The organism is Sphingobium sp. SG1 (genome assembly GCF_057063145.1).
In genome coordinates this window covers 120,673-145,653 of the sequence record NZ_JBVVOJ010000004.1, presented here as the reverse complement: position 1 = coordinate 145,653, position 24,981 = coordinate 120,673, and the positions used below count along the sequence as shown (strand labels likewise).

Below are 24,981 nucleotides of genomic sequence, written 5' to 3'. Positions count from 1 at the left end.
ATGCGCCATTTTGCCCGCCCCCTGACCTTCGCCGCCCTGTCGGGCGCGCTGCTGCTTGCCGCCTGCGGCAAGAAGGAAGAGGAAGCCCCGGCGACCAATAATCTGGTCGAACCGCCGGTCGAGAATGTCATCGTGAACGAGCCGGAAGCGCTGCCGCCCGAGCCGGAAAATGTCGTCACCCCGACTCCGGCACCGCCGCCGTCCGTGTCGGAACAGCAGCAGATTCTGGATGATGCCGAAGCCAGCGGCATGACCTCGCGCCTGCGCGAAAACGGCGAGGGGAGCCAGGGAGCGGACGAAGCGGGCAATAGCAGCCTGTGACGAAGGGCGCCCCCGTCTTGGAGCGGGGGCGTTGATTTGTTATAGACGGCACATGGATCGCCGCAAATTCACGAAGTTCGCTTTAAGCGGACTCGCCCTTTCGTTTTTGACCGATAGTGTTGGCAAGGCCGCACTTCCGGTAGCGCCTGAACCCGCGAACCGTCCTCCGGTTCCCGCGGCTCCATCTGCCGCACCGATTTTTTCGCGCAAGCCCTATGCGCTGCTGCTGGAGGAGGCCAAGGCCGCACTCGACCAGCATGCACGCGACTTTACCCTGCGCGACCGCATCGCCATCGCCGACTTCAACGCGCCGTCGAAGGAATTTCGGTTCCATATCGTCGACCTGATCGGTGGCCAGGCCAATAGCTATCTGGTGTCGCACGGCCGCGGGTCCGATCCGGGCCATTCGGGCTGGCTGCAGAGCTTTTCCAACGAGCCCAATTCGCTCGCAAGTTCGTCGGGCGCCTACAAGACGCTGACCGTCTATGATGGCCAGCATGGCCGGTCGATGCGGCTGGCGGGGCTCGATCCGCAGAACAACAATGCCGAAATGCGCGCCATCGTCATCCATGGCGCCGATTATGTCAGCGAGGACCATGTCGCTGCCTGGGGCAAGTGCGGCCGCAGCGAGGGCTGTTTCGCGCTCGCCCGCCACATGGTGCCGCAGGTATTGGGCATGCTCGGGCCGGGCCGCATGGTCTATGCCAACAAGATTACCGGCATGGTCGAAGCCTGACCGGCAAAGGCCCCGCCCGGATCACCGGGCGAGGCCCCTTCATGCTCAGCCGGCCTTGACGCCGCTCAGCGCCTGGGCGGCAGGCTTGTTCGACGCATCGACCGAACCGTCGGCCAGCATCGCCTTGCTCATCGTTGCCGCTTCGGTCTTGAGCGCGGCATCGTCGGTCGCCTGGCTGGCGCCGATCAGCGCCGACAGCAGGATATTCTTCGTCACCGGATCGGCCGCATTGGCCGCCGCCGACTTGCGGGCCAGGCCCAGCGCTTCCTGATAAAGCGGCGCGGAGCCGGCCTTGTCCTGCGCACCCAGCTTCTGGTTGCCCAGCTGGATCAGGATACCGGCCAGGATGTTGCGGCTGGTGGCATCGGCAGGCTTGGCCTCCACCACCTTGCGCCAGTGCGGCAGGGATTCGCCATAAAGCGCGATCACCTTGTCCATCTTGCCGAGCGCGCCCTGGGCAGCGGCATCGGCATAAAGCGCGTTGGCGAGGAAATTGACATTGTCGATCTTGGTCGGGTCGACCTCCACCGCGGTGCGGATGGCGGGCATCGCCGCCTCATATTTGGTCGCGGCGGTGGCATTGTCGCCCGCCTGCAGCGCGGTCTGGCCGGCGGTGAAATCGGTCACCGCCTGGTTGAAGGCGTTGATCTGTTCGGGAGTCATCTGGCCGGCGGCGGGGGCAGCGCTGGCTGCCGGGGCATCCTGTGCCAGGGCCGGTGCGGCGAGGGTGGAAAGGGCAAGAAAGGCAGGAACCAAAAGGCGGGACTGCAAGGTCAGGGTCTCCCTGGTCGTTGATCCAATGTGGCGGATGCAGTCAGGGCATCCGCCAACACAAGAATGAACGAACGAGCGGTCCCGTTCCCAGCCCCCTAGGCTCGTGCCATCCCGCAAAAGGCTCGACCCACGGCAAACTCGCCCGCACGGCGCGCCGAACGGGCCAGCGCTTCGGCGTCCTCGCCCCATTGTTCGGCCTGCCAGCGCTCGTCGATCTCGGCCGCTTCCCATACGGAATCTGCATCGAACGCCTCTTCCAGCACCGCCAGGCCGCAGACCAGCGAGCCGCTCAAGGTCACCAGCCGCGACAGGCCGGCCAGGGTGAAGGGATCCAGTCCGTCCACCGCCGCCGCCAGCCGTTCCAGCGTAGCGTCGGGCTGGGCAACATGGATGATACCCTGGGTGGTGACGAAAGCGACGTCGTAGCGAGCGCGCGCCCAGTCGAGCAGCGGATCCCAGGCGGCGGCCTGACGCGCGACGAACGCCTCCGGCCCCTCGGCCCGATAGCAGAGCATGTCGGTGCCGCCATATTCGGCGATGTCGGCCGCGAATTTCGCGCGATTGCCGGCGATATGGTCGATCGCCGCATTGGCAAGGCCAGTGAAGGCCATGGTCGCCGGATCGACCGTCTCGCCCTGGTCGCGCCATTCCTGCGCCACCGCCTCGGCCAGCACCGCATTGGGCAGCGCCAGTTCAGCGCGGGCCGGCGTGCGCACCGGGCGGCCATCCAGCCGGATCGCGAAACCGGCTTCGACCGGCTCGACCGTCACATCCTTGTAAAAACGCTTCACGGGCGGCTCCGCTTGAACAGGGCCAGCATCAGGCGCGGCACGATGATGAACTGAAACAGGCCGGCGACGACCATGATCAGGCCGAACGCCTTGGCCTTGTCACCCTGCACCCAGGAAAAGCGCTGCATGATGGCGAGGAAGCCGAACATGACGAGAAAGGCGCCCGACAGGCGGAACAGGCCAAGCGCGAAATGGCGCTGGCGCGCGATCTTCTCCGGGTCGACCGGCGGGATGGGGGGCATGTCGTTCATGGCGCGTCGATATGGCGGCGCAACTCGTCGCTGTCCATCGCCACCGCATGGGCGCCGGCCTGCACCAGTTCGGCCGGCGCATGATAGCCCCAGCCGACGCCGATCGCGCCGGTGCCGGCGGCCAGCCCCATGTCGATGTCGAAATGGGTGTCACCGATCATCACCGTGGTTTCGGGCACCGCACCTGCCTCCGCCATCGCCTGCAACAGCATCGAAGGGTGCGGCTTGGACGGGTGGCGATCGGCGGTCTGCAGGGTCACAAAATGATGGGCCAGATCATGATGGGCCAGACACAGGTTGAGGCCGCGATCGGACTTGCCGGTGGCGACGCCCAGCAGCCAGCCATCGCCGTCCAGCGCCCGCACCAGGTCGGCCATGCCGGGATAGAGCGGTTCGGACACGGCATTGGCGCTGCGCAGGGCGTGGAAGGCCGCCTTGTAGCGATCGGTCAGCAACTGGTGATAGTCCGGCTCCGCATCGGGCAGCAGCCGGGCCATCGCATGGGGCAGCGACAGGCCGACGATCGACAGGATCGCCAGCCGGTCGGGCGGTGCCAGCTTCTCGCCCTCGAAGGCATGGGCCATCGCGGTGCAGATGCTGTGCTGGCTATCGACCAGCGTGCCGTCGCAATCGAAGACGGCAAGGCGGTTGCTCATGCCCCCGCCCCTTATTTCTCGCCGCGACCGCGCCGCTCGCCGCGCCTGCCCTTGCGGATCTGCTTGGCATGGGCGCGGGCCGCCTTCTTCTCGTCCTCGCGGGTCGGCGTCCGGTCGATCTCGTCATCCAGCGGCATATCGCCGAGCGACAGGTCGAAGCCGAGCGCGACCAGGCTGTTGAGGAAATGTTCAGGCAGTTCCGCCTTCATGTCGATGCGGCCGCCATCGGGATGGTCGACGCGGATCCGGCGGGCGTGCAGGTGCATCTTGCGGCTGATCGATCCGGACAGGAAACTGTCCTTGCCGCCATATTTGCCGTCGCCGACCAGCGGATGGCCGATCGCCGCCATATGGACGCGCAACTGGTGGGTGCGGCCGGTATAGGGCTGCAACTCGACCCAGGCGGCGCGATTGCCGGCGCGCTCGATCACGCGATAGCGGGTGCGAGCGGGCAGGCCCTCTTCCTCGTCCACATGCATCTTCTCGCCACCGGTGCCCGGCTGCTTGGTGATCGGCAGTTCGATCATGCCATCGTCGATGCTGGGCACGCCGATGACGATCGCCCAATAGACTTTCCGCGCGGTGCGGCTGGAAAAGGCCTTGGCGAAATGTGCGGCCGAACGGCTGGAGCGGGCGAGCAGCAGCGCGCCCGACGTATCCTTGTCGAGGCGATGGACCAGCTTGGGCCGGGATTCCGCGTCGAAGATCAGCCCGTCGAGCAGCCGGTCGACATGCTCGTCGGTCTTGGTCCCGCCCTGGGTGGCGAGGCCCGGCGGCTTGTTGATGACGATCGCCTGCTTGTCGCGGTGGATCACCATGTCCTGGACATAGGCGATCTCGTCCTCGGTCAGGTCGATGACGCGGACGCGCTTGGGCTTGTCGGCCGCCGCCACCTTGGGCTCGGCCGGCGGCACGCGGATCATCTGGCCTTCGGCGATACGGTCGCCGGGCGCGGCGCGGGCGCCATCGACACGCAACTGGCCGGTACGCGACCAGCGCGACACGATGTTGAAGCCGACATCGGGCAAATGCCGCTGGAACCAGCGATCGAGACGGATGCCATCGTCATCGGCCTGCACGCGATATTGCCGCACGTCCAGGCTGACGCCCTTGACCGGATTGGGCTTGGCCGCAACCGCCGGTGCAGGAGCCGCCGCCTTGGCAACGGGCGCCTTGGTGCGGGGCTTGGCCATTGACTTGGCGGCGGGCTTGCCGATTGACTTGGTGCCGGGCTTGAACGGCCGGTCGCCATCCTGCTTGCGCGCGCTCGCCGCCTTGGCGCCACCACGGGCGCGACCGGGCGCGCCGCTGCGGCCGCCGGGTTTTGCACTGCTACCGCCGGGCTTGCCGCCCCGTGCCGGACCGCCGGATTTGCCGGGAGGACGCCCCTTCATGCCGCAACACTCCGCATAACCGTAAGACCCAGCGCCAGCGCGGCCACCGCGCCGACCAGCGAGAAGAGCGCATAGCCAAGCGCCAGGCCGATCTGGCCGCGCTCGATCATCAGCATCGTCTCCAGGCTGAAGGAGGAAAAGGTGGTGAAGCCGCCCAGCACGCCGACGCCTAGCAGCAGCCGCATCGGTTCGCCCGACGCCGTGCTGCCACGCGCCAGCCATCCGGCAAGCAGCCCCATGGCGAAACCGCCGATCAGATTGGCGGCAAAAGTGCCCCAGGGCCAGGCCGCGCCGGGCGCCATCTGCCCGGCGAACCGCCCCAGCAGATAGCGCAGCGCCGCGCCAACCGCGCCGCCGCCCATAACAAGGAAGATATTGGTCATGATTGTCGCCCTATCGCGATTCCGCCAAAGGGGAAAGGACGCATTCAGGCGGCGATGCTGGCCTCCGCCGGGACGGGACGGCGATGGGCGGCGATGCAACTCAGCACCGAGAGGATCACCAGCACGAATGCCGTGCCCTCCAAGGGCGTCGGCAGCCGCGCTTCCCAGATGAAACCATAGAGCAGGGCAAAGCCGGTTTCGAACAGGATCATCTGCCCCACCATGGTCAGCGGCAGCAGCCGGGTCATGCGATTCCACAGCGCATTGCCGACGATCGAGGCAAACAGAGCGACAGCGATCACGACAGCCGCAAAGCGGGTCCAGTCGGCCGCATCATGCGTGCCACTGCCCAGCCACGGCACCAACGGCAGGAACAGCAGCGCCTGCGCGCCGGTGGCAAGGCCGATCAGGAAATTCCACTCCTGCGACGTGATACCGTCCATCCGCCGCAGCCAATGGGCATTGCCGATCGCAAAGGCGGTCCAAGAAATCAGCGCGCCGACCGCGCAGGCAAAGCCGATGATCCGCGTCGCCACCGCGCCCCCGCCCGGCATGACGATCGCCTGCCAGCCGATGCACAGCGCACCCGCGACACAGAGCAGCAGCGACGGCGCCAGATGCCGCAGCCGCACCGCGCCCGCCTGTCGGCTGCCGACGATGGTCACCGCGACCGGCAGGAAGCCGACCACCAGCGAGGTCATGGCGATGCCCCCCATCTGCACCGCGCTCACCAGCAGCACATAATAAAAGAGGTTGCCGGCCAGCGCGAGCCAGGCCAGCGCCCACAATATGCGCGGCGTCAGCAGCGGCCGGATCGCCCGCCAACGCGGCGCAACCAGCAGCACGGACATCAGCCCATAGGCCAGATAGCGACCGATCGCCTGTTCGAGCGGGCTGAAGCCCGGCACGATCTCCGGCGCCAGGAAGACCAGGCCCCAGAGCGCCCCCGCCCCCATGCCGCAAAAGATGCCGGCCAGGATCGCGCCGGATGCTCGTGACTGGTTCATGCTCGCATTCCGCCTGTCGAAAATTCAGGTGACGGGAAATATCATCATCGACATGAGAAAGGCGCTCTTGATTGGTCGGTCAAATGCAACAATTACTCATTTCATGAGCCAAACCACCAAGATCGACGATTTCGACAGGGCGATTCTGCGCCTGATCCAGCGCGACACCCGCATGCCCCAGCGCGCAATTGCCGAGGCGGTCAACCTGTCGACCGCCGCCGTGCAGCGCCGCATCGCCGCGATGGAGCGCAGCGGCGTGATCATGCGCAATGTCGCGATCGTCGATCCCGATCACGTGGGCCTGGGCGTCACATCGATCGTCGAGGTCAATCTGGTCGATGAAAAGGCGGCGCGCGTCGACAAGGCCAAGCAATTGTTCCGCGACGCGCCCGAAGTGCAGCAATGCTATTATGTCACCGGCGGCCGCAGTTTCATCATGCTGATCGTCGCGCCCGACATGCGCAGTTACGAAGCGATCACCCGCCGCCTGTTCGCGGAAAATGAATCGGTCGCCAGCTATCACAGCTATCTGGCGCTCAACCGGGTGAAGGCGGGCATGGAACTGGTCATTCCCTGATCCGTGCGCCCCTTCGGGTTACGGCTTCGCCTCGACCGGAACCTGCTGCCGATCGGGACCACTGACCGCGGGCGGCGGCATCAGTTCGCGGATCACCCCCCAATAGCCCTGCGTGACATGCGCATCGCGCGCATAGCGCGGATCGGACGCCATCAGATGCCGGTGCAAGCGGCGCAGATTATGCCAGGGCACCGACGGGAACAGATGATGTTCCAGATGATAGCTGACATTGAGCGGCCCGATCAGGATCCGGTCGATCAGGGTCGGGATAACGGTGCGCGTGCCGCGTATTTCCGTCTCGTCCGTGACGCCATTATGCTCCGCCATCGCCCGCAACCGGTTGAACACATTGGCCCAGATGAACTGGGGAATCATGAACAGCCCCAATATCTGCCAGCGCCAGGGCGACCAAAGGATCGCGCCATAGACCAGCACCGCCCAGACGATGTAGCGAACGCGCAGCGCCAGCCGGAAATCGAAGCCGAAGCGCATCGGATTGTGGAAATTGGACAAGGGCGACCAGATTCGCGCCGCCCGCGCCGCCCGATAATAGTTGAGGCCGGACAGGCTGCGCAGCAGCAGCACGACCATGGCGCGCCCGCTTTTCGGAAAATGCTGGTCGACATCCTTGCGCTGCACCCGATAATCATAGTCGCGCATCGTGTTGGTATGGCGATGATGCACCATATGGGCGACACGGTAGAGATCGATGCTCAGCGCCAGCGGATAGGCCACGAACAGGTCGCCGATCAGGTCATTGACGCGCCGGTTGCTGAACAGCATCCCGTGACAGGCCTCATGCATCATCACCGCCAGAACCTGAATCCGCGTGCCGATGACGATGCCGGCGATCAGATAGGCCGGCCAGCGATCGACCCGGATAGCGATCACGCAGGCGGCGATCATCACCGCCCATTGCAGCGCCAGCAGCAGCGCGTTGCGCCAGTTGGGCACCACCGACAATTGCCGGATCAGCGGCAGGGTGGCACGCCGCGAATAACGATAGCCGGGGCCACGTTCCTGGGCGATATCCTCCATGGAAACATGCCTCCCAACACCATGCCTGCGCGGGACGGAATGCTATGGTCGGCGCAGAACAGCGTCAAGCACGCCCCCACTTTCCCATCAGCATTAACGGCTTGTTAGGCGCATGGCCGCAGAAGGATCGCTTCCAATCGGTGGGGATCGATTATGGTTGATATTGTTTTCGAATTTTCGGCGCACATGCTGGCGCTCGGGCTGATCGTCGGCGGGCTGTACAGCCTGACCAAGGAAGCCGGCTTGCGCTGAAGGCCATTCAGGCCAGCGTGCTTCCCGTCAGCGACGGAAAGCTTTCCGCGACATAGTCGATGAACGCGCGCAGGGTCGGCGACATGCCGGTGCGCGCGGTGAAGAGGACATGGACAATACCCTCGCTGGTCCGCCAGTCGGGCAGGACATGCACCAGCCGCCCCTGTTGCAGTTCGACCGAACAGGCCGCTGACGACAGCAGCGCCACGCCCAGTCCGGCCACCGCCGCATCGCGCACCGTCGCTGAATCATTGCTGCAGAATCGGGGATGATGGGCGACGACATGCTGTCGCCCCTGCCCGTTCATCAACAGCCATTCATCATGTTCGACATGCTCGCCCACGCTCAGCGTCGGCAGGTCGGCAAGGCTGGCGATGGTCGTTGCCGCGACCTGCGCCGCCACTCCCGGCGCGGCCACCAGGATGCGGTCCAGCCGCCCAAGCTGATGCATCGTCAGCGCCTGATCATGCACGGTGTCGATATCCACGCGAAAGGCGGCATCGAACCGTTCCTGGATCAGGTCGATCCGCTGGCTGCTGATATGCATTTCCAGATGCACGTCGGGATAGAGCATCAGGAACCGGGCGAAGACATCGGTGCGCAGATAGCGGGCCAGCCCCGGCGGGCAAGCGATGCGCAGATTGCCGCTGATCTGTGACCGGGCGCGCGCGGCAATCGCCTGGGTGGCGTCGATCCCCTCGGCGATCGTCTCGCACTGGCGATAGATTTCGCGGCCGACATCGGTCACGCGCAGATTGCGGGTCGATCGCTCGATCAGGCGGACGCCCAACACCTGCTCCAGCCGCGCAACCCGGCGACTGAGCTTCGCCTTGCGTTCGCCGGTGGCACGCTCCGCCGCGCTGAAGCCGCCATGGCGCACGACCTGGGCAAAGCTGCGCAAATCATCCAGATCCATGGCGCCGTCCCGTCCGCTCTCCTGCCGCGTCGGACCGGTGCTACACGCTCCGCCCGGCTGGCGCCAGCCGGGCGCGGCATCCGCGATCACCGCGCCTGGCCGCTGACCATCATCGGCAGGAACAGCAGCGACGCCGCGACCGTCGCCACGAAGGAGACCAGCAGATCATCGACCATGCCGTTGATGCCGCTAAACAGGACGATTTCCACGAACAGGATCAGGAAGAACAGCGCCAGCCGCGTGACGACACGCGGGTGCGCCAGATGGAATGCGCGTAGCATCTCCAGCGCCTGCATCGGCTGCTGGCGCAACGCGCTACCGGAAGGATCAGGCCGCACGGACCACCGCCCGCCGGGCGTCCCCGGTCATGTAGAGCACGCGCAGCAGGTCGAGCTGCTCGCGCGAGAAACCCGCCGCATCGAACGCCTCCAGCTCCTCGCCGGTCAGCGACCGGCCAGTGCGCAGGATGATCGCGCTCTGGCGCAGCGTTTCCAGCCGCGGATTGGCCAGGGTGTAGGTCGGCTCCGGGCCGCGCAGGAAGCTGCGCAACCGGCCGAGCGGCGCGCGGACCGAAGGCACGGAACTGGCCGGATCGCTATCGGCCAGCCAGAGCACCTGGCGCTCCTGCGCGTCAAAGGGTTCGCCGACATTGTCATTGGCCGTATCGGCCCGGTTGAAGACGGAGTGTTGCATCGCCTTGATCCCACCTGTTGTTGCAGGGGATGTAGCGATGCACGGGTCGGGCTTGTAGCCGGCAAAAGGACGACAGATCGTTTCCGTTTTGGAAACAAAGCGACCCAGTTCAGCAAAAGGGGGCGATGCCCTCTCGCCCTTATGACCCCCTTTTATCGACCGTGATCGGCGATGATGTCGACGCCCGTCCTGCCACCCGGCGCATTGGTGAAGACGATGAAATAGGCGCTGCCATCGGCCTTGCGGGTGCCGCCCAGCACATTGTCGCCCTCGACGATGCGATGTTCCGCATCGAAGCCGGCGCGACGGGCCTGGGTATAATAATAATCGATCACGCCCTGCTTGGGCACCGCCGTCACGAAGCTCGCCGCGCGCAGGGTGCAGCCATCCTTTTCCGCACCCGCCGCCTCGGTCAGTTGCGCGCCGGGATAGAGGGTGAAGGGATCGGGCATGCGGCTGGCCCATTGCATGCCATAGACCAGCTTCTTGGCGCAGCCGGCATTGCCGCCGCCGCCCAGTTGTGCCTGTTCGCGCGCCAGCCCGCCCAGCGTCATCGGACTATTCTTGATCGGACCGCTGACCGGTGCCGGTGCGGACAGCAGCTTGCCGCCGACCAGCTTGGCCGCTTCCGCCTGCGCCTTGCCGGCGTCGCCGCCCAGCACCGGCAATGCGCCATTGGCGGCACGATCGGCGCTGCGCACGGCATTGCGGTTCGACTGGCCGACCAGATTGGGATCGACGACGATATCATCGGCCAGCGCGCCCTTGACCGCCGGGTCCGCGGCATTGTTGGTCAACTGGTCGTCCAGCGCGGCAAGATTGCCGTCCTTGCCGCCCTTGCCACAGGCCGCGAGCGCCAGCAGCAACGCCATCACACCAACTTGTCGGGAAATCGCCATCCGCCTCGCTCCTTCATAACCCGGCACATAGAACGGATAGCGGGACTTTCCGTTCGCATTCAGGGTGCATAGACGCCCCTACCCCATCGCAGGGCCAGTTTCTGCCGGGTGGCATGGTCGCTTGTCTTGTTCCGGGACAGCAAAGCCGCCATCAGTCGGACTATGCTCAACCTTCTGTCAGCCCTGATCGGTCTTGTCACCCTCGTCCTGATGATCCCGGCGGTGTTTCCGCTGCTCGGCGCGCTCAACTGGCTGCTGGTGCCGATGGCCCTGTTCGGTGCCTTCATCGGCCTGATGTCGTCGAAAAAGGGCGGGCAGAATTTCTGCCTGATCGTCGCCGCCTTCGGCGCGCTGCGGCTGTTCCTGGGCGGCGGCATCCTGTGACCATAGCGGAAAGCGAAACCCGCAAGGGCGTCATCGCCGCGATCGGCACTTACAGCATCTGGGGGATGCTGCCGCTCTTCTTCCGCCTGCTGCATCATGTCGACCCGATCGAGATCGTGACCCAGCGGGTGATCTGGTCGGTCATCCTGATCCTGGTGCTGCTGGCGGCGCGCAAGGGACTGGCCGCCTTCGTCGCGGCATTGCGCACGCCCCGGCTGGTCCTGCCGCTGATGGCATCGGCGGTGATGATCGCGATCAACTGGCTGGTCTATGTCTGGGCGGTCAATGACGGCCATGTCGTCGCCTGCAGCCTGGGCTATTTCCTCAACCCGCTGGTCAGCGTGGGCCTCGGCGTCGTCATACTCAAGGAAAGGCTGCGGCGCGGACAGATGCTGGCGATCGCGATCGCCGCGATCGGCGTCGCCATCCTGGCTGCGGCTGCGCTCACCACCTTGTGGATCAGCCTGGCGCTGGCGATCAGCTTCGCCCTCTATGGCCTGATCCGCAAGCTCACCCCGGTTGCGCCGATGACCGGCCTCGGCGTCGAAACGCTGCTGCTGGTCGCGCCCGCGATCGGCTACCTGATCTGGCTGTCGGGCCATGGCGGCATCAGCTTTGGCCAGGACGTGCCGACCACCGGCCTGTTGATCCTGGCCGGCGGCGTCACCACCGTGCCGCTGGTGCTGTTCGCCACCGCCGCCCAGCGCCTGCCGCTGGCGACGCTGGGGCTGCTGCAATATCTGGCGCCGACGCTGCAATTCCTGTGCGGCGTGGTGCTGCTGGGCGAGACGCTGAGCCAGGGGCAGATGCTGAGCTTCGGCCTGATCTGGCTCGGCCTCATCCTCTTCGCCAGCGACAGCTATGCCGCCGCCCGCCGCAACCGGCTGGCGACGGCCTGATCCCGGTCAGTTGAACTCGGTCGCCTCGAACCGGACCGGCTCGCCGACCGCCTGATTGGCCAGGCTGTCTTCCCACATCACGCGGTTGCCGCGGATGATGGTGCCGATCGCCTTGCCGGTGAGGTCCATGCCGTCGAACGGCGACCAGTCGCAGCGCGAGGCGAGCCATGCCTTGCCGACGGTCCATTTCTTCTTGAGGTCGACCACGGTGAAGTCGGCATCATAGCCAAGCGCGATCCGGCCCTTGCAGGTGAGGCCGAACACGCGCTGCGGCCCCGAAGACGTCAGTTCGATGAAGCGGCGCAGCGTCAGCCGCCCTTCGGCCACATGATTGAGCAGCAGCGGTACCAGCGTCTGCACGCCCGGCATGCCACTGGGCGACGCCGGATAAACCTTCGCCTTTTCCTCGATCGTGTGCGGCGCATGGTCGCTGCCCAGCACATCGGGCACGCCCTGATTGAGCCAGAACCACAGGCCGTCGCGATGCGCCGCACTGCGGATCGGCGGGTTCATCTGGGCATAGGTGCCCAGGCGCGGATAGGCGTCCTCGCCCGCCAGGGTCAGATGCTGCGGCGTGACTTCGCAGGTCGCGACATCCTTGTTCTGGCCGATATATTCCAGTTCCGCCGGGGTGGTGACGTGCAGGATATGGATGCGGCGGCGCGCCTTGCGGGCGAGCGCAATGATCCGCTTCGTCGCGATCATCGCGCTTTCATCGTCGCGCCAGACGGGGTGGGAGGATGGGTCACCTTCCACCCGATAATCCTTGCGCGCGTTCATCCGCGTCTCATCCTCGGCATGGATGGCGACGCGGCGGGTGCCCGACGCCAGCACGCGGGCAAGCGCCTTGTCATCATCCACCAGCAGGCTGCCGGTCGATGCGCCCATGAAGATCTTGACACCCGAGGTGCCGGGAATGCGCTCCAGCTCCTTCAACTGCTCGGCATTTTCCGCCGTGGCGCCGACATAGAAGGCATGGTCGCACCACATGCGGTGATGCGCGCGCTTCAGCTTGTCATGCACCCGATCGGCAGTATCGGTATTGGGATTGGTGTTGGGCATTTCGAACACGGCGGTGACACCGCCCAGCACCGCAGCGCGGCTGCCCGATTCCAGATCCTCCTTATATTCCAGCCCCGGTTCGCGGAAATGGACCTGGCTGTCGATGCAGCCCGGCAGCACGTCGAGGCCGGTGCAGTCGACCACTTCGCCGGCATCGCCCAGGCTGGTACCGATGGCGACGATCTTGCCGCCGCGCACGCCCACATCCACCTGCTCCGCGCCGCCCGGCGTATGGACGGTGCCATTCTTGAGGATCATGTCGAAGGTCTGGGTCATGGCGATATTCCTGTCTGCTGTTCGCGTGAACCGCTTGGCGAAGTCGTGCCGCCGTCCTACCTAAAGCCGATGACCGATACCACCCTTACCGACCGCACGATCCTGCGCATTTCCGGCGAAGAGGCGCGTCCCTTCCTGCAGGGGCTGCTGACCCGCGACGTGCTGACGCTGAAAGACGGCGAAGCGCGCTGGACCGCGCTGCTGACACCGCAGGGCAAGGCGCTGTTCGACTTCATCCTGTGGGGCGACGATGGCGATATATTGATCGACTGCGAGGCGGCGCAGGCCGATGCGCTCGCGAAGCGGCTGACCATCTATCGGTTGCGGCGCAAGGTGGTGATTGCTCGCGACGAATCGCTGGCGGTGCATTGGGCGATCGATGCGGACGACAAACCCCGCGACCCGCGCCTGCCCGAGCTTGGCGCGCGCTGGCTGGCCCCCGCCACCGATGGCGACGCCTCTGCCGCCTTCCGCACCCATCGGCTGTCGCTCGGCATCTTCGAAGGCGCGGCGGAACTGGGGCAGGATCAGACACTGTGGCTCGAAACCAATGCTGAGGAACTGCACGGCGTCGATTATGACAAGGGCTGCTATGTCGGCCAGGAAAACACCGCCCGCATGCATTATCGCAACAAGGTGAACCGGCGGCTGGTCGCGGTGCCGCTGGAACGGGCCGACGAGAAGCGCCAGCGCGCCGCCCTGCCCGACCTTGGTCTGTCGATCGAGCTGCAGCGGGTGGAGGCGATCGATCCCGCCACCCTGCCCGCCTGGCTCGCCACCGCGATCGCCGCGCAGGCCGCCGAATGAGGCAATGGCTGCTGGCGCTCGCCTGCGCCCTCACCCTGACCATGCCGGCCCGGGCGGAAACGCCCTGGACTTTGGTCAAAGCCTATCCGCACGACCCGGCGGCCTTTACCGAGGGCCTCTTCTACCTCGACGGCGCACTTTATGAGAGCACCGGCCTCGAAGGCCAGTCGGAGATTCGTAAGGTCGCGCTCAAGACCGGCAAGGTCGAGCAGCGCCGCGTGGTCGAGCAGCCCTATTTCGGCGAAGGCATCGTCAACTGGGGCGGCAAGCTGGTCAGCCTGACCTGGCGCCACCGCCAGGGCTTCGTCTGGAAACTGGACGATTTCTCGCCCCTCTCCACCTTCCGCTATGAAGGCGAAGGCTGGGGCCTGACCCAGGATGCCCGGTCGATCATCATGAGCGACGGCAGCGCGCAACTGCGCTTCCTCGATCCCGAGACGCTGACCGAACAGCGCCGCATCACCGTCACCTGGAACGGCCGTGCGGTCGATCGGCTCAATGAGCTGGAATGGGTCAGGGGCGAGATCTGGGCCAATATCTGGTACGACACGAAGATCGCCCGGATCGACCCGCGCAGCGGCGGCGTGATCGACTGGATCGACGTCGCCCCGTTACGCAAGCAGGCCGGCGTCACCGACAGCGAAGCCGTCGCCAACGGCATCGCCTATGACGCCAGGACCGACCGCGTCTTCATCACCGGCAAGAACTGGCCCAAGCTGTTCGAAATCAGGGTCGGGAAGTAAGGCGACGCGCGTAATAGCCCTCTCCCGCAGGCGGGAGAGGGTTGGGTGAGGGTCTTCTTGCTTACGTCTCTCGAACGGCAAGCAGCTCCAGCCTGATCCGCTCCACCACGCCGTCGAAATTCTCGACCACATCATGATTCCAGAACCGGTGGATCACATAGCCCGCCGATTGCAGCTGCGTCGTGCGCGACGCATCCGTCCGTTCATCATGCTGCCCGCCATCGATCTCGACGATGAAGCGATATTCGGCACAGAGGAAATCGACCACGAATGGCCCGATCGTCGCCTGTCGCCGGAACTTGAAGCCTTCAAGCTGGCGATTGCGCAAGACGGCCCATAGCCGTTGCTCACATTCGGTTGCGTTGCGCCGCAGACGTGCGGCGTTGCGACTGGTCGGGCCGATGCTGGGCATCGGCAGAGTCTATCATGAGGGTCGTCTTAGAAAAGCCCTCACCCAACCCTCTCCCGCAGGCGGGAGAGGGCTTATAGCCGTCGCCCTTCTGTTTACCGCTTCCAGCGCGCCCAGATGGCGGTGGGGAGGAGCAGGCCGCGGGCTTCCTCGCGCACGGTCAGTTCGCCGGCCTCGACCTCGCCGGGCAGGTCGGCAAAGGCCTGGCGCAGCAATTCGCCGATCGCCAGCGCCGACATGCGCACTGCATAGACGGTGAGGAACAGGAAGCGACTGTCGGCATCGAGCAACTGGCGGCAATTGGCGATGAGGCCGGGCAGATCCTCCTCCAGCCGCCAGACTTCGCCGTCGGGGCCGCGGCCATATTTGGGCGGGTCGAGCAATATGCCGTCATAGCGGCGGCCGCGCCGCACTTCGCGCGCGACGAACTTGGCCGCATCCTCGACGATCCAGCGGATCGGCCGATCACCCATGCCCGACAGGTCAGCGTTCGCCCGCGCCTGCGCCACCGATTTCTTCGACGCATCGACATGGACCATGCGCGCGCCGGCCGCCGACATGCCCAGCGTGCCGACGCCGGTATAGCCGAACAGGTTCATCACCTCCGCCTCGGGCTTGTCGGCGGTGCTGGCGCGCATGAAATCCCACACCGGCGCCATGTCGGGGAAGAAGCCGAGATGGCGGAAGGGGGTGCAGCTCGACTGGAAGGTCACTTCCTTCCAGTGCAGCGGCCAGCCTTCGGCCGGGACCGGCTTGTCATAATACCAGCGGCCGCCACCATCCTCGTCAGAGCCGGGGATGAATTCGCCGTCGGCGCGCCAATCTTCGGTCGCCGGCGCCCACATCGCCTGCGGTTCGGGGCGGATGAAGCGGAAACGGCCATAGCGTTCGAGCTTGCGGCCGTTGCCCGAGTCGATCAGGCCATAGTCGGACCAGGGTTCGCCGATGAGAGTCTTGAGTTCCATGGGGGCCTCATCGTCTCTTGCGCCGCTCCTGTCGAGAGGGGATCAACCCGCGATCAGTCGCGCGGCGTCGCCCGCTCCGCGACATAGGCGGTCACCGCCTCGAACGTGCCGGGCAGCTTGGCGTAGCTTTCCTCGCGCGCGAACAGGTCGCCGACCCGCGCGGGCAGCGGCGGCCGCGTGCCAGTCGCCCGCTCCACAGCGTCGCGGAACTTGGCGGCATGGGCGGTCGCCAGCGTCACCACCGGGATCGACGGGTCGATGTCCGCTTCGCGCGCGGCGGCGAGGCCAATGGCGCTGTGCGGGTCGATCACCTGGCCGGCGGCGTCGAACGCCCAGCGCATCGCCATGGTCATGCCGTCGGCATCGATCCGGGCGGAGGTGAACAGGTTCGCCGCGCCCTCGCGCTGGGCATTGGTGAGGCGCATCGCCTTGCTTGCCTCGAAACCCTGCATCTGCTGGGCGAGCGCGATGCCATCCCGACCGCCGGCATCGAACAGCAGCCGCTCGAAATTGGAGCTGACCTGAATGTCCATGCTGGGCGTCGCGGTCGGCACGACCTGGCCCTGGCTATAGTCGCCCTCCGACAGGGCGCGATGCAATATGTCGTTGACGTTGGTGGCGACCACCAGCTTGGCAACCGGCAGGCCCATTTTCGACGCAACATAGCCGGCGAAGACATCGCCGAAATTGCCGGTCGGCACCGAGAAGGCGATCGGGCGATCGGGCGCGCCCAGCCGCACGGCGGCGTAGAAATAATAGACGACCTGCGCCATCAGCCGCGCCCAGTTGATGCTGTTCACCGCCGACAGGTTGAAACGCTTCTTGAAGTCCGCGTCGTTGAACATGCGCTTCACCAGCGCCTGCGCATCGTCGAAGCTGCCATCGATCGCGATGTTGTAGACATTGGGCGCCAGCACCGTGGTCATCTGGCGCCGCTGCACGTCGGACACGCGGCCCTCGGGATGCAGCATGAAGATGTCGACCTTCTCGCGGCCGGCGACCGCGTCGATCGCGGCCGAACCGGTGTCGCCCGATGTGGCGCCGACGATGGTCAGATGGTCGTCGCGGCGCGACAGGAACCGTTCGAACAGCTGGCCGAGCAACTGGAGCGCGACATCCTTGAACGCCAGGGTCGGACCATGGAACAGCTCCAGCATCCAGTGGCGATTGTCGAGCTGGACCAGCGGCGTCACCGCGTCATGGCTGAACCGGCCATAGGCGGCGGTGCAGAGGTCACGCAGTTCCTCTTCGCTCAGCGATCCGGCGACGAACGGTGCCATGACGCGCACGGCGGTTTCGACATAGGAAAGACCAGCGAGGGCGCGAAAGTCGGCAGCGGAAAATTGCGGCCAGCTTTCGGGCACATAAAGTCCACCGTCGGACGCCAGGCCCGCCAGCGTGACATCTTCAAAACCGAGCGCCGGTGCGCTTCCCCTGGTGCTGACATATTGCATAATGGGAAAGCGCGGTAGCGACGCGCGCGCGCCGGGGCAAGCCTTTACGACGGCCTTGGCGGCTCCGCATTGCGTCGGCGCAGGACAAGCAGATAGATTATTGCCGCCAGCGCGGCAAAAATGAACCATTGCACCGCATAGGCGAGATGATTGTTGGGCACGTCGGCGGTGCTGGGCGGCGCCATGGGTTTCAGGCCCGGCGGCGCGGCGCGCGCAATCAGCATCGGCCGCAGCGGCATGGTCCTGCCGCTGGCGCGCGACAGGAGCGAGCGATGATCGGGCTCCTGCGAAATCCAGCCTTCGACCTGTCCGCCGGTCCAGGCCGGTTTGTCATCCGGCTTCTGGCCGACGCCGACAGCGACCAGCGCGCCCGGTCCTTCGGCGCCGGTCGTGCATTGGGCGATATGGCGATAGCCGGTCGATCCATCGGCGGCGCGCCCGGCCTCCACCTGCCAGCCGACGACGCGCAGGCAATGGACCGAGGATGGGCGGAACAGAAGTTCATCGGGCACCGGCGGCATTTTGGGGAAGGCGACGGCCGGGCGCGACACATTGCTGGCGGCCAGCGCCAGCATCGATTCCTTCTCGCCCCGGCGCTGCAACTGCCAGATGCCGAGCGCGATCATGACGGCGATCGCGACACAGACCAGCAGGGTCGGGACAATCGGGATGCGCCGTCCGCTCATGCGTCCTTCTTCTCCACCACCCGCCCCTCGCGGGCATTTTTGCGATATTCGACCGTCAGCAGCGCGCCCTTGGCGACGCGCAGGCTGCCGACCACGGCGCCGGCGGTCAGCGGCGCCCACAGCAGCAGGTGCAGCCAGAGCGGCGGATGGACCGTCAGTTCCAGGGTCAGCGCCAGCGCGACCATAACCGCGCCGATGATCAGCGTCAGGAAAGCCGCCGGCCCGTCGCCGACATTATATTGGCCATAATCCAGCCCACACTGGCGGCAGCGCGACGCAAAACGCACCGGCCCTTCGAACAGGGTCGGTGCGCTGCAACGGGGGCAAAGGCCGCGGGCGGAGGCCGCAAGCAGGTCCATGCCTGTCGCCTTCGCCGTCATGCCTGAATCATCAGCCGCCGTGGATCGGCGCGCCCCAGCCGCCCCAGACATAGATGGCGGCGAACAGGAACAGCCACACCACGTCGACGAAATGCCAGTACCAGGCAGCCGCTTCAAAACCGAAATGCTGGCGCGGGGTGAAGTCGCCCTTATAGGCGCGGATCAGGTTCACCACCAGGAAGATGGTGCCGACCAGCACGTGGAAGCCATGGAAGCCGGTCGCCATGTAGAAGGCCGAGCTATAGGGCGAACCGCCGAACGGGAACGGCGCGTGCATATATTCATAGGCCTGGATGCAGCTGAACAGCGCGCCCAGGATCACCGTACACCACAGGCCCTTCTTCAGCCCTTCGCGATCGCCGTGGATCAGCGCATGATGCGCCCAGGTGACGGTGGTGCCCGAGCAGAGCAGGATCAGCGTGTTGAGCAAGGGCAGCTCGAACGCGTTCATCACCTCGATGCCCTTGGAGGGGAACAGGCCCTCGATCGGCGCCAGTTCGCTGGGGAAGAGGGAGAAGTCGAAAAAGGCCCAGAACCAGCCGACGAAGAACATCACTTCGGAGGCAATGAACAGGATCATGCCGTAGCGCAGATGCAGCTGGACCACCGGCGTATGATCGCCGGCATGCGCCTCCGCAATCACATTGCTCCACCAGCTGAACATGGTGAAGAGGACACCGGCCACACCGATCAGGAAGATCCAGCCACCGCCGGCGGGCATCGCGTCGGGATGCATCCACATGATCGCGCCCATCGCCATCACCAGCGCCGACATCGAGCCGAACAGCGGCCAGATGCTGGGCGGAAGGATATGATAATCGTGGTTCTTGGCGCCTGCCATGACGGTTTCTACCTCTTCCCTGTTTTTCGGTTATTCTCGTCAGCTTAGCTTGGCTGCTTCCCCTGCTCAACAGGATAGAAGGTGTAGCTGAGCGTTATCTGCTGCGTGTCCTTGTTGTCGGGATCCTGCAATATCTTGGGATCGACATAATAGATCACCGGCATGCGCACTTCCTCACCGGGCTGCAGCGTCTGCTGGGTGAAGCAGAAGCACTGGATCTTGGTGAAATAGGCGCCGGCCTGGGTCGGCGTGACGTTGAAGCTGGCGGTGCCGGTCACCGGCTTGTCGGACAGGTTCTTCGCAATGAAAATCGCCATGTCGCGGGCACCGACGGTCACCGTGTCGGTGCGATGTTCGGGCCGGAACTCCCAGGGCATGCCGGGCTGGACATTGGAATCGAAGCGGATCGACATGGTCCGCCCGGCCACCGGGGTCAGCTTCACATCGGCCGCCGCGCGCTGGGTCGTGCCGCCGAAACCGGTCGTCTGGCAGAAGATGCGATAGAGCGGGACCGAGGCGAAGCCGAGGGCAAGCATCGCCAGGCCGATGCCCGCCATCGCCACCAGCGTCCGCCGGTTGCGGCGGTCGCGGTCAAAGGGCGAGGGCGGGAGCGAGGCCATCAGATATTATGGCTCGCGCCGATCTTCGCCAAAGTGATGGCGAAGAAGAGGATGGCGAGGAAGCCGAGCAGCAGCCCGGTCACCAGCGCACGGGACTTTTGCCGTGCGCGCACCTGATCCTGATCTGGCCCCTTTTCTTCCGGGGTCATGCCAGCAGCCAGCGGTCGACGACCACTGCCCCGAACAGCAGGAAGAGATAGAGGATCGAATATTTGAACAGCCGCTTTTCCGGCGCCATGCGCGCGGGGTCGGTTTCGCGGCGCAGATAGACCTGGAAGGCCATGGCCGCGAAGATCGCGGTGCCGACCAGCGCCGCCGTGCCATAGATCGCGCCGGTCAGGTGCAGCGCGACCGGGGCGAGCGCGGCAACCGCCATGATGAAGGTGTAGAAGAGGATCTGGCGCCGGGTCACCACCTCGCCCGACACGACCGGCAGCATCGGGATGCCGGCGGCGGCATAATCGGTCTTCACGAACAGCGCGAGCGCCCAGAAATGGGGCGGCGTCCAGAAGAAGATCAGCATGAACAGGGCGATCGGCAGCGCGGTGATGTCACCCGTCACCGCCGCCCAGCCGATCACCGGCGGGAAGGCGCCGGCCGCGCCGCCGATGACGATATTCTGCGCCGTCCGGGGCTTCAGCCAGATGGTATAGATGAAGACATAGAAGAGGATCGAGACGGTCAGCACCGCGGCGGCGAGCCAGTTGGTCGCCATCCCCATCAGGATCACCGAGAAGAAGGACAGGCCGACGCCGAAATGCAGCGCCGTCTGCCGCTCCATCCGGCCGGCGGGCAGCGGCCGGCTGGCGGTGCGCTTCATCTTGGCGTCGATGTCGGCTTCCCACCACTGGTTGAGCGCAGCGGCCGCGCCAGCGCCCAGCGCGATGCACAATATCGCGGTAAAGCCCAGCACCGGATGGATATGACCGGGCGCGGCGAGCAGCCCGCACAGGCCCGTGAACACCACAAGCGTCATCACGCGCGGCTTGGTCAGCGCGACGAAATCGCGCCAATGAGCGGGCAGGACGGGGGCATTAGCCCCGGACGAAAGCGGCGAACTGGCCATAAACTCCTCTTCGATCAGCCGGCGCCCCATACAGGCCCTGACCGATTCCGGCAAATGGACAGACGGTCCTACCCTTCTGTCCTGCCGCAGGGGGACGGAGTGCCCGGTCCAGGCCGGGCACCCGCATGGCGATCAGTCGATGACCGGCAGGGTCTCGAACTGGTGATAGGGCGGCGGGCTGGTCAGCGTCCATTCCAGCGTCGTCGCACCTTCGCCCCAGGGATTGCCCTCAGCCTTTTTGCCGGCGAACAGCGACCAGAAGACGTTGACCAGGAAGATCAGCACGCCGACCGCCATGATCTCATAGCCGTGGGTCGCGATCTTGTTCCAATAGGCGAACGCCTCGGGATAGTCGGGATAACGGCGCGGCATGCCGCTCAGGCCCAGGAAGTGCATCGGGAAGAACAGCAGGTTCACGCCGATGAAGAAGACCCAGAAATGGAGCTGGCCCAGCACTTCATTATACATGCGCCCCGTCATTTTCGGGAACCAGTAATAGAAGCCCGCGAACAGCGAGAAGACCGCGCCCAGCGAGAGCACATAGTGGAAGTGCGCGACCACATAATAGGTGTCGTGCAGCACGTCGTCGACGCCGCCATTGGCCAGCACCACGCCGGTCACGCCGCCCACGGTGAACAGGAAGATGAAGCCCAGCGCCCATACCATCGGCGTCTTGAAGCTGATCGACCCGCCCCAGATGGTCGCGATCCACGAGAAGATCTTGATGCCGGTCGGCACCGCGATGACCATGGTGGCGGCGGTGAAATACATCTTCACATTCACCGACATGCCGGTGGTGAACATGTGGTGCGCCCAGACGACGAAGCCGACCACGCCGATCGCGACCATGGCATAGGCCATGCCGAGATAGCCGAACACCGGCTTGCGGCTGAAGGTCGAGACGATCTGGCTGACGATGCCGAAGCCCGGCAGGATCATGATGTAGACTTCGGGATGGCCGAAGAACCAGAAGAGATGCTGGTAGAGTTCGGGATCGCCGCCACCGGCAGCATCATAGAAGGTGGTGCCGAAATTGCGATCGGTCAGCAGCATGGTGATCGCCGCAGCCAGCACCGGCAGCGCCAGCAACAGCAGGAAGGCGGTGACCAGCACCGACCAGACGAACAGCGGCATCTTGTGCAGGGTCATGCCCGGCGCACGCATGTTGAGAATGGTGGTGATGAAGTTGATCGCGCCCAGGATCGAGCTGGCGCCGGCGATGTGCAGCGACAGGATCGCCATGTCGACGGCCGGGCCGGCCGACCCGCTGGTCGACAGCGGCGCATAGACGGTCCAGCCGGTGCCCGCGCCATTGCCGGTGCCGCCGGGTACGAAGGTGGAGCCGAGCAGCAGCAGGAAGGCGGGGATGAGCAGCCAGAAGCTGATATTGTTCATCCGCGGGAAGGCCATGTCCGGCGCGCCGATCATGATCGGCACGAACCAGTTGCCAAAGCCGCCGATGATCGCGGGCATCACCATGAAGAAGACCATGATGAGGCCATGGGCGGTGATCAGCACGTTCCAGAGGTGATAGGCCTGGTCCAGCGTCGCGGCGGGACCGTCGCTCCACTGCGCCCAGATATGCAGGAACTGGATGCCCGGCTCGCGCAATTCCATGCGCATCAGGCCGGAAATGGCGCCGCCGATCAGGCCGGCCATGATCGCGAAGATCAGATAGAGGGTGCCGATGTCCTTGTGGTTGGTGGACATGAACCAGCGCTGGAAGAAGGCCGGCTTGTGGTCGGCATCATGATGATCATGGGCATGATCGCCATGATGATCGCCATGATGGTCGGCGGTGATGGTGGTCATGACGTTCCTACCCCTCAGATCTTCTTTTCAGCAGTAGCGGCAGCGGCTTCAGCCGTCTTCTCCGCCGCTGCGCCCTTCAGCGTGCCGCCCTGCGACTGGACCCACTGGTCGAACTGGGCCGGGGGCAGCGCCTCGATCGCGATCGGCATGAAGCCGTGGCGCGCGCCGCACAGTTCCGAACATTGGCCGTAATAGACGCCCGGCTTCTCGATGGTGAAGCTCTTCTCGTTCAGGCGTCCGGGCACGGCGTCCATCTTCACCCACAGCGAAGGCACGGCAAAGCTGTGGATCACGTCGGCGCCGGTGATGATCAGCTTGACCGGGCGGCCGACCGGCAGGACCAGGCGATTGTCGGGCGCGAGCAGATAGGGCTCGCCATTTTCCTTCGCCTTGTCCTCGGGCAGCATGTTCGACACGAATTCGGGGATGCCGTTGTCGGGATATTCATAGCCCCAATACCATTGATAGCCGGTGACCTTCACGGTCAGCGCATCCTTGGGCGCGGGCTTGTACTGGTCGGCCAGCAGGCCGATCGAGGGAATCGCGATCACCAGCAGGATGAGGACCGGGACCAGCGTCCACACCACTTCGATGACGGTGTTGTGGGAGGTCTTGGACGGCACCGGGTTGGCGGAGCGGCGATAGCGCACCATCACATAGAGCATCAGCAGCAGCACGAAGACCGAGATGATGGTGATGAGCGGCAGCAGCATCTTGTCGTGCAGCCAGCGCGCGGTGTGGCCGGTGGAGGTGAACTGCTCCTGCAGCGTGATCTCGCCGGGCTTTGGCATGCCGATGCCTTCGGTCGGCTTCATCCGCGGCGGCGCGGCGACCTTGGCGGCGGGCGCGGCTTCGGCCGCAGGGGCCGTCGCATTGTCGGGTGATTCGGTCGATATAGCTGCATTGTCAGCAGCGGGGGCGGCAGCGGCGGCATTCTCCTGCGCCAATGCCATCGGGCTCATCACCGTTGCCGGCGCCAGTGCCAGCAAGCCGGCCAGAATGAGCGATCTCACCTTTTTCATAGCCTCATCTACCCCTAACCCCTTGTTGCCGCTGCAACGGGAACGTCCACTTTCGCGTCGTGCCCGCCCGTTCGGTCTATGTGGCGGCTTATAGGCAACGAATTTTTCTGCCTCAAGTCAGTGTGGACCAGATTTTCTTCGCTGTTGCAACGCCTCCCGCTCCCGCCTATCTCGCACCTCGCGCACAGGTGCGCGATCATGGGCATGTCATGCCCGTGCGATATGGGCGGGCCGGGCGCCGTTTTTGCGCGACCTCCCGCAACGGAATAGTGGAACAGGGCGGAATGACCGACGAAGAAGTATTGGCAGAATTCCGGGCAGCAGGTGCGCTGCTCGAAGGACATTTCATCCTGTCGTCGGGCCGCCGCAGCGCCAATTACCTGCAGTGCGCCCGCGTGCTGATGAATGCCGAACGCGCCGGCAAGCTGGCCCGCGCCACCGTGCAGCAGCTGCCGCGCGAGCTGCGCCAGGAGATCGACCTGGTCGTGTCGCCCGCCATGGGCGGCCTGATCATCGGCCATGAAGTCGGCCGCGCGCTCGACAAGGATGCGGTGTTCCTGGAACGGCCCGAGGGCGTGTTCGAACTGCGCCGCGGCTTTGCCATATCGCCGGGGCAGAAAGTGCTGATGGTGGAAGACGTCGTCACCACCGGCCTGTCCTCGCGCCAGGCGATCGAGGCGGTCGAGCGCGAAGGCGGCATCGTCGTCGCCGAAGTGGCGCTGGTCGATCGTTCGGCCGGCGAAGTGGACCTGGGCGTCCCCTTCTACCCGCTCGTGAGCATCAATTTCCCGGTCTATGACGCCGATCAGCTGCCGCCCGAACTGGAAGCGGTGCCGGCGATCAAGCCCGGCAGCCGGAAGCAGTAAG

Annotated in this window: 32 protein-coding genes; 8 read left to right on the top strand and 24 right to left on the bottom strand. The window is 65.3% G+C overall.

From position 1 onward, the window contains the following. Together AC0KVN_RS11410 and AC0KVN_RS11405 are read left to right on the top strand one after the other, a co-directional pair. Nucleotides 1-321, top strand: a complete 321-nt coding sequence (locus AC0KVN_RS11410) for a hypothetical protein (protein WP_004208577.1) — start codon at nt 1-3, stop codon at nt 319-321. A gap of 52 nt (nt 322-373) precedes the next feature. Beyond that, nucleotides 374-1,057: a murein L,D-transpeptidase catalytic domain family protein gene (locus tag AC0KVN_RS11405; protein ID WP_435567000.1), complete on the top strand. Its 684-nt coding sequence runs from the start codon at nt 374-376 to the stop codon at nt 1,055-1,057. 45 nt (nt 1,058-1,102) lie between these two features. On the opposite strand, the gene AC0KVN_RS11400 is transcribed toward AC0KVN_RS11405, so the two are convergent. The 7 genes from AC0KVN_RS11400 to AC0KVN_RS11370 all read right to left on the bottom strand — a co-directional run bounded on the left by AC0KVN_RS11400 (nt 1,103) and on the right by AC0KVN_RS11370 (nt 6,313). Continuing rightward, on the bottom strand, nt 1,103-1,828 hold the full coding sequence (locus AC0KVN_RS11400) for a hypothetical protein (protein WP_010339640.1): 726 nt from the start codon (nt 1,826-1,828) through the stop codon (nt 1,103-1,105). 98 nt (nt 1,829-1,926) lie between these two features. Further along, entirely contained in the window at nt 1,927-2,622 is a 696-nt protein-coding gene (locus AC0KVN_RS11395; protein ID WP_004208581.1) for an ATP12 family chaperone protein, read from the bottom strand. Further along, on the bottom strand, nt 2,619-2,873 hold the full coding sequence (locus AC0KVN_RS11390; RefSeq protein ID WP_004208582.1) for a hypothetical protein: 255 nt from the start codon (nt 2,871-2,873) through the stop codon (nt 2,619-2,621). The genes AC0KVN_RS11395 and AC0KVN_RS11390 overlap by 4 nt, the downstream gene beginning before the upstream one ends. After that, a complete protein-coding gene (locus tag AC0KVN_RS11385; protein ID WP_435566999.1) occupies nt 2,870-3,529 on the bottom strand; it encodes an HAD-IA family hydrolase in 660 nt (219 codons plus the stop codon). The genes AC0KVN_RS11390 and AC0KVN_RS11385 overlap by 4 nt, the downstream gene beginning before the upstream one ends. Nucleotides 3,530-3,540: 11 nt before the next feature. Continuing rightward, complete coding sequence (locus AC0KVN_RS11380; protein WP_435566998.1) at nt 3,541-4,923, bottom strand: RluA family pseudouridine synthase; 1,383 nt, start codon at nt 4,921-4,923, stop codon at nt 3,541-3,543. Further along, nucleotides 4,920-5,306, bottom strand: a complete 387-nt coding sequence (crcB, locus tag AC0KVN_RS11375; RefSeq protein ID WP_010339636.1) for a fluoride efflux transporter CrcB — start codon at nt 5,304-5,306, stop codon at nt 4,920-4,922. The genes AC0KVN_RS11380 and crcB overlap by 4 nt, the downstream gene beginning before the upstream one ends. A gap of 44 nt (nt 5,307-5,350) precedes the next feature. Continuing rightward, nucleotides 5,351-6,313, bottom strand: a complete 963-nt coding sequence (locus AC0KVN_RS11370; protein WP_483656114.1) for a DMT family transporter — start codon at nt 6,311-6,313, stop codon at nt 5,351-5,353. Between AC0KVN_RS11370 and AC0KVN_RS11365 the strand changes: the two genes are divergently transcribed. Beyond that, the gene (locus AC0KVN_RS11365) at nt 6,312-6,890 is read left to right on the top strand and encodes an Lrp/AsnC family transcriptional regulator (protein ID WP_435566996.1); all 579 of its coding nucleotides are present in this window, start codon (nt 6,312-6,314) and stop codon (nt 6,888-6,890) included. The genes AC0KVN_RS11370 and AC0KVN_RS11365 overlap by 2 nt on opposite strands. A gap of 18 nt (nt 6,891-6,908) precedes the next feature. Here the strand turns inward: AC0KVN_RS11365 and AC0KVN_RS11360 are convergent, their stop codons facing one another. The 5 genes from AC0KVN_RS11360 to AC0KVN_RS11340 all read right to left on the bottom strand — a co-directional run bounded on the left by AC0KVN_RS11360 (nt 6,909) and on the right by AC0KVN_RS11340 (nt 10,688). Next, nucleotides 6,909-7,928, bottom strand: a complete 1,020-nt coding sequence (locus tag AC0KVN_RS11360) for a fatty acid desaturase family protein (protein ID WP_435566995.1) — start codon at nt 7,926-7,928, stop codon at nt 6,909-6,911. Nucleotides 7,929-8,187: 259 nt separating this feature from the next. Next, a complete protein-coding gene (locus AC0KVN_RS11355; RefSeq protein ID WP_435566994.1) occupies nt 8,188-9,096 on the bottom strand; it encodes a LysR substrate-binding domain-containing protein in 909 nt (302 codons plus the stop codon). A gap of 86 nt (nt 9,097-9,182) precedes the next feature. After that, entirely contained in the window at nt 9,183-9,434 is a 252-nt protein-coding gene (locus tag AC0KVN_RS11350; RefSeq protein WP_247594339.1) for a hypothetical protein, read from the bottom strand. Next, nucleotides 9,424-9,789: a hypothetical protein gene (locus AC0KVN_RS11345; protein ID WP_010339630.1), complete on the bottom strand. Its 366-nt coding sequence runs from the start codon at nt 9,787-9,789 to the stop codon at nt 9,424-9,426. The genes AC0KVN_RS11350 and AC0KVN_RS11345 overlap by 11 nt, the downstream gene beginning before the upstream one ends. A gap of 152 nt (nt 9,790-9,941) precedes the next feature. Beyond that, entirely contained in the window at nt 9,942-10,688 is a 747-nt protein-coding gene (locus tag AC0KVN_RS11340) for a hypothetical protein (RefSeq protein ID WP_201450210.1), read from the bottom strand. A 162-nt stretch (nt 10,689-10,850) separates the two neighbouring features. Between AC0KVN_RS11340 and AC0KVN_RS11335 the strand changes: the two genes are divergently transcribed. Continuing rightward, nucleotides 10,851-11,072 (top strand): hypothetical protein, encoded by a 222-nt coding sequence (locus AC0KVN_RS11335; RefSeq protein ID WP_004208594.1) that lies wholly within the window; start codon nt 10,851-10,853, stop codon nt 11,070-11,072. Continuing rightward, complete coding sequence (rarD, locus tag AC0KVN_RS11330) at nt 11,069-11,971, top strand: EamA family transporter RarD (RefSeq protein WP_435566993.1); 903 nt, start codon at nt 11,069-11,071, stop codon at nt 11,969-11,971. Before AC0KVN_RS11335 ends, rarD begins: the two co-directional genes overlap by 4 nt. Before the next feature lie 6 nt (nt 11,972-11,977). Here rarD and AC0KVN_RS11325 read toward each other — a convergent pair whose 3' ends face one another. Next, a complete protein-coding gene (locus AC0KVN_RS11325) occupies nt 11,978-13,309 on the bottom strand; it encodes a dihydroorotase (RefSeq protein ID WP_435566992.1) in 1,332 nt (443 codons plus the stop codon). Nucleotides 13,310-13,378: 69 nt separating this feature from the next. Here AC0KVN_RS11325 and ygfZ point away from each other — a divergent pair, with 69 nt between their 5' ends. Then, a complete protein-coding gene (gene ygfZ / locus AC0KVN_RS11320; protein ID WP_435566991.1) occupies nt 13,379-14,116 on the top strand; it encodes a CAF17-like 4Fe-4S cluster assembly/insertion protein YgfZ in 738 nt (245 codons plus the stop codon). Beyond that, nucleotides 14,113-14,859 (top strand): glutaminyl-peptide cyclotransferase, encoded by a 747-nt coding sequence (locus AC0KVN_RS11315; RefSeq protein WP_435566990.1) that lies wholly within the window; start codon nt 14,113-14,115, stop codon nt 14,857-14,859. The genes ygfZ and AC0KVN_RS11315 overlap by 4 nt, the downstream gene beginning before the upstream one ends. Before the next feature lie 61 nt (nt 14,860-14,920). Here AC0KVN_RS11315 and AC0KVN_RS11310 read toward each other — a convergent pair whose 3' ends face one another. The 11 genes from AC0KVN_RS11310 to coxB form a co-directional block, all read right to left on the bottom strand. Continuing rightward, nucleotides 14,921-15,271 carry an endonuclease domain-containing protein gene (locus tag AC0KVN_RS11310; protein ID WP_435566989.1) on the bottom strand — a complete coding sequence of 117 codons (351 nt, stop codon included), beginning with the start codon at nt 15,269-15,271 and terminating at the stop codon, nt 14,921-14,923. A gap of 92 nt (nt 15,272-15,363) precedes the next feature. After that, nucleotides 15,364-16,233 carry an RsmD family RNA methyltransferase gene (locus AC0KVN_RS11305; RefSeq protein WP_017500086.1) on the bottom strand — a complete coding sequence of 290 codons (870 nt, stop codon included), beginning with the start codon at nt 16,231-16,233 and terminating at the stop codon, nt 15,364-15,366. 53 nt (nt 16,234-16,286) lie between these two features. After that, nucleotides 16,287-17,687, bottom strand: coding sequence for a threonine synthase (gene thrC / locus AC0KVN_RS11300; RefSeq protein WP_435566988.1), 1,401 nt, complete (start codon nt 17,685-17,687; stop codon nt 16,287-16,289). Nucleotides 17,688-17,731: 44 nt separating this feature from the next. Further along, nucleotides 17,732-18,373, bottom strand: a complete 642-nt coding sequence (locus tag AC0KVN_RS11295; protein ID WP_435566987.1) for an SURF1 family protein — start codon at nt 18,371-18,373, stop codon at nt 17,732-17,734. Then, the gene (locus AC0KVN_RS11290; RefSeq protein ID WP_010339618.1) at nt 18,370-18,753 is read right to left on the bottom strand and encodes a DUF983 domain-containing protein; all 384 of its coding nucleotides are present in this window, start codon (nt 18,751-18,753) and stop codon (nt 18,370-18,372) included. Before AC0KVN_RS11290 ends, AC0KVN_RS11295 begins: the two co-directional genes overlap by 4 nt. Nucleotides 18,754-18,763: 10 nt before the next feature. Beyond that, entirely contained in the window at nt 18,764-19,594 is an 831-nt protein-coding gene (locus tag AC0KVN_RS11285) for a cytochrome c oxidase subunit 3 (RefSeq protein ID WP_435566986.1), read from the bottom strand. 44 nt (nt 19,595-19,638) lie between these two features. After that, nucleotides 19,639-20,214 (bottom strand): cytochrome c oxidase assembly protein, encoded by a 576-nt coding sequence (locus tag AC0KVN_RS11280; RefSeq protein ID WP_004208606.1) that lies wholly within the window; start codon nt 20,212-20,214, stop codon nt 19,639-19,641. Next, the gene (locus AC0KVN_RS11275; RefSeq protein WP_278395506.1) at nt 20,214-20,363 is read right to left on the bottom strand and encodes a hypothetical protein; all 150 of its coding nucleotides are present in this window, start codon (nt 20,361-20,363) and stop codon (nt 20,214-20,216) included. Before AC0KVN_RS11275 ends, AC0KVN_RS11280 begins: the two co-directional genes overlap by 1 nt. After that, nucleotides 20,360-21,280: a heme o synthase gene (locus tag AC0KVN_RS11270; protein ID WP_026108937.1), complete on the bottom strand. Its 921-nt coding sequence runs from the start codon at nt 21,278-21,280 to the stop codon at nt 20,360-20,362. Before AC0KVN_RS11270 ends, AC0KVN_RS11275 begins: the two co-directional genes overlap by 4 nt. Before the next feature lie 132 nt (nt 21,281-21,412). After that, the gene (ctaD, locus tag AC0KVN_RS11265) at nt 21,413-23,092 is read right to left on the bottom strand and encodes a cytochrome c oxidase subunit I (RefSeq protein WP_017500081.1); all 1,680 of its coding nucleotides are present in this window, start codon (nt 23,090-23,092) and stop codon (nt 21,413-21,415) included. A gap of 14 nt (nt 23,093-23,106) precedes the next feature. Next, on the bottom strand, nt 23,107-24,114 hold the full coding sequence (gene coxB / locus AC0KVN_RS11260) for a cytochrome c oxidase subunit II (RefSeq protein ID WP_037521198.1): 1,008 nt from the start codon (nt 24,112-24,114) through the stop codon (nt 23,107-23,109). Between the two features lie 284 nt (nt 24,115-24,398). On the opposite strand from coxB, the gene pyrE reads away from it, so the two are divergent. Then, nucleotides 24,399-24,980 (top strand): orotate phosphoribosyltransferase, encoded by a 582-nt coding sequence (gene pyrE / locus AC0KVN_RS11255; protein WP_004208611.1) that lies wholly within the window; start codon nt 24,399-24,401, stop codon nt 24,978-24,980. Nucleotide 24,981: the final 1 nt, after the last annotated feature.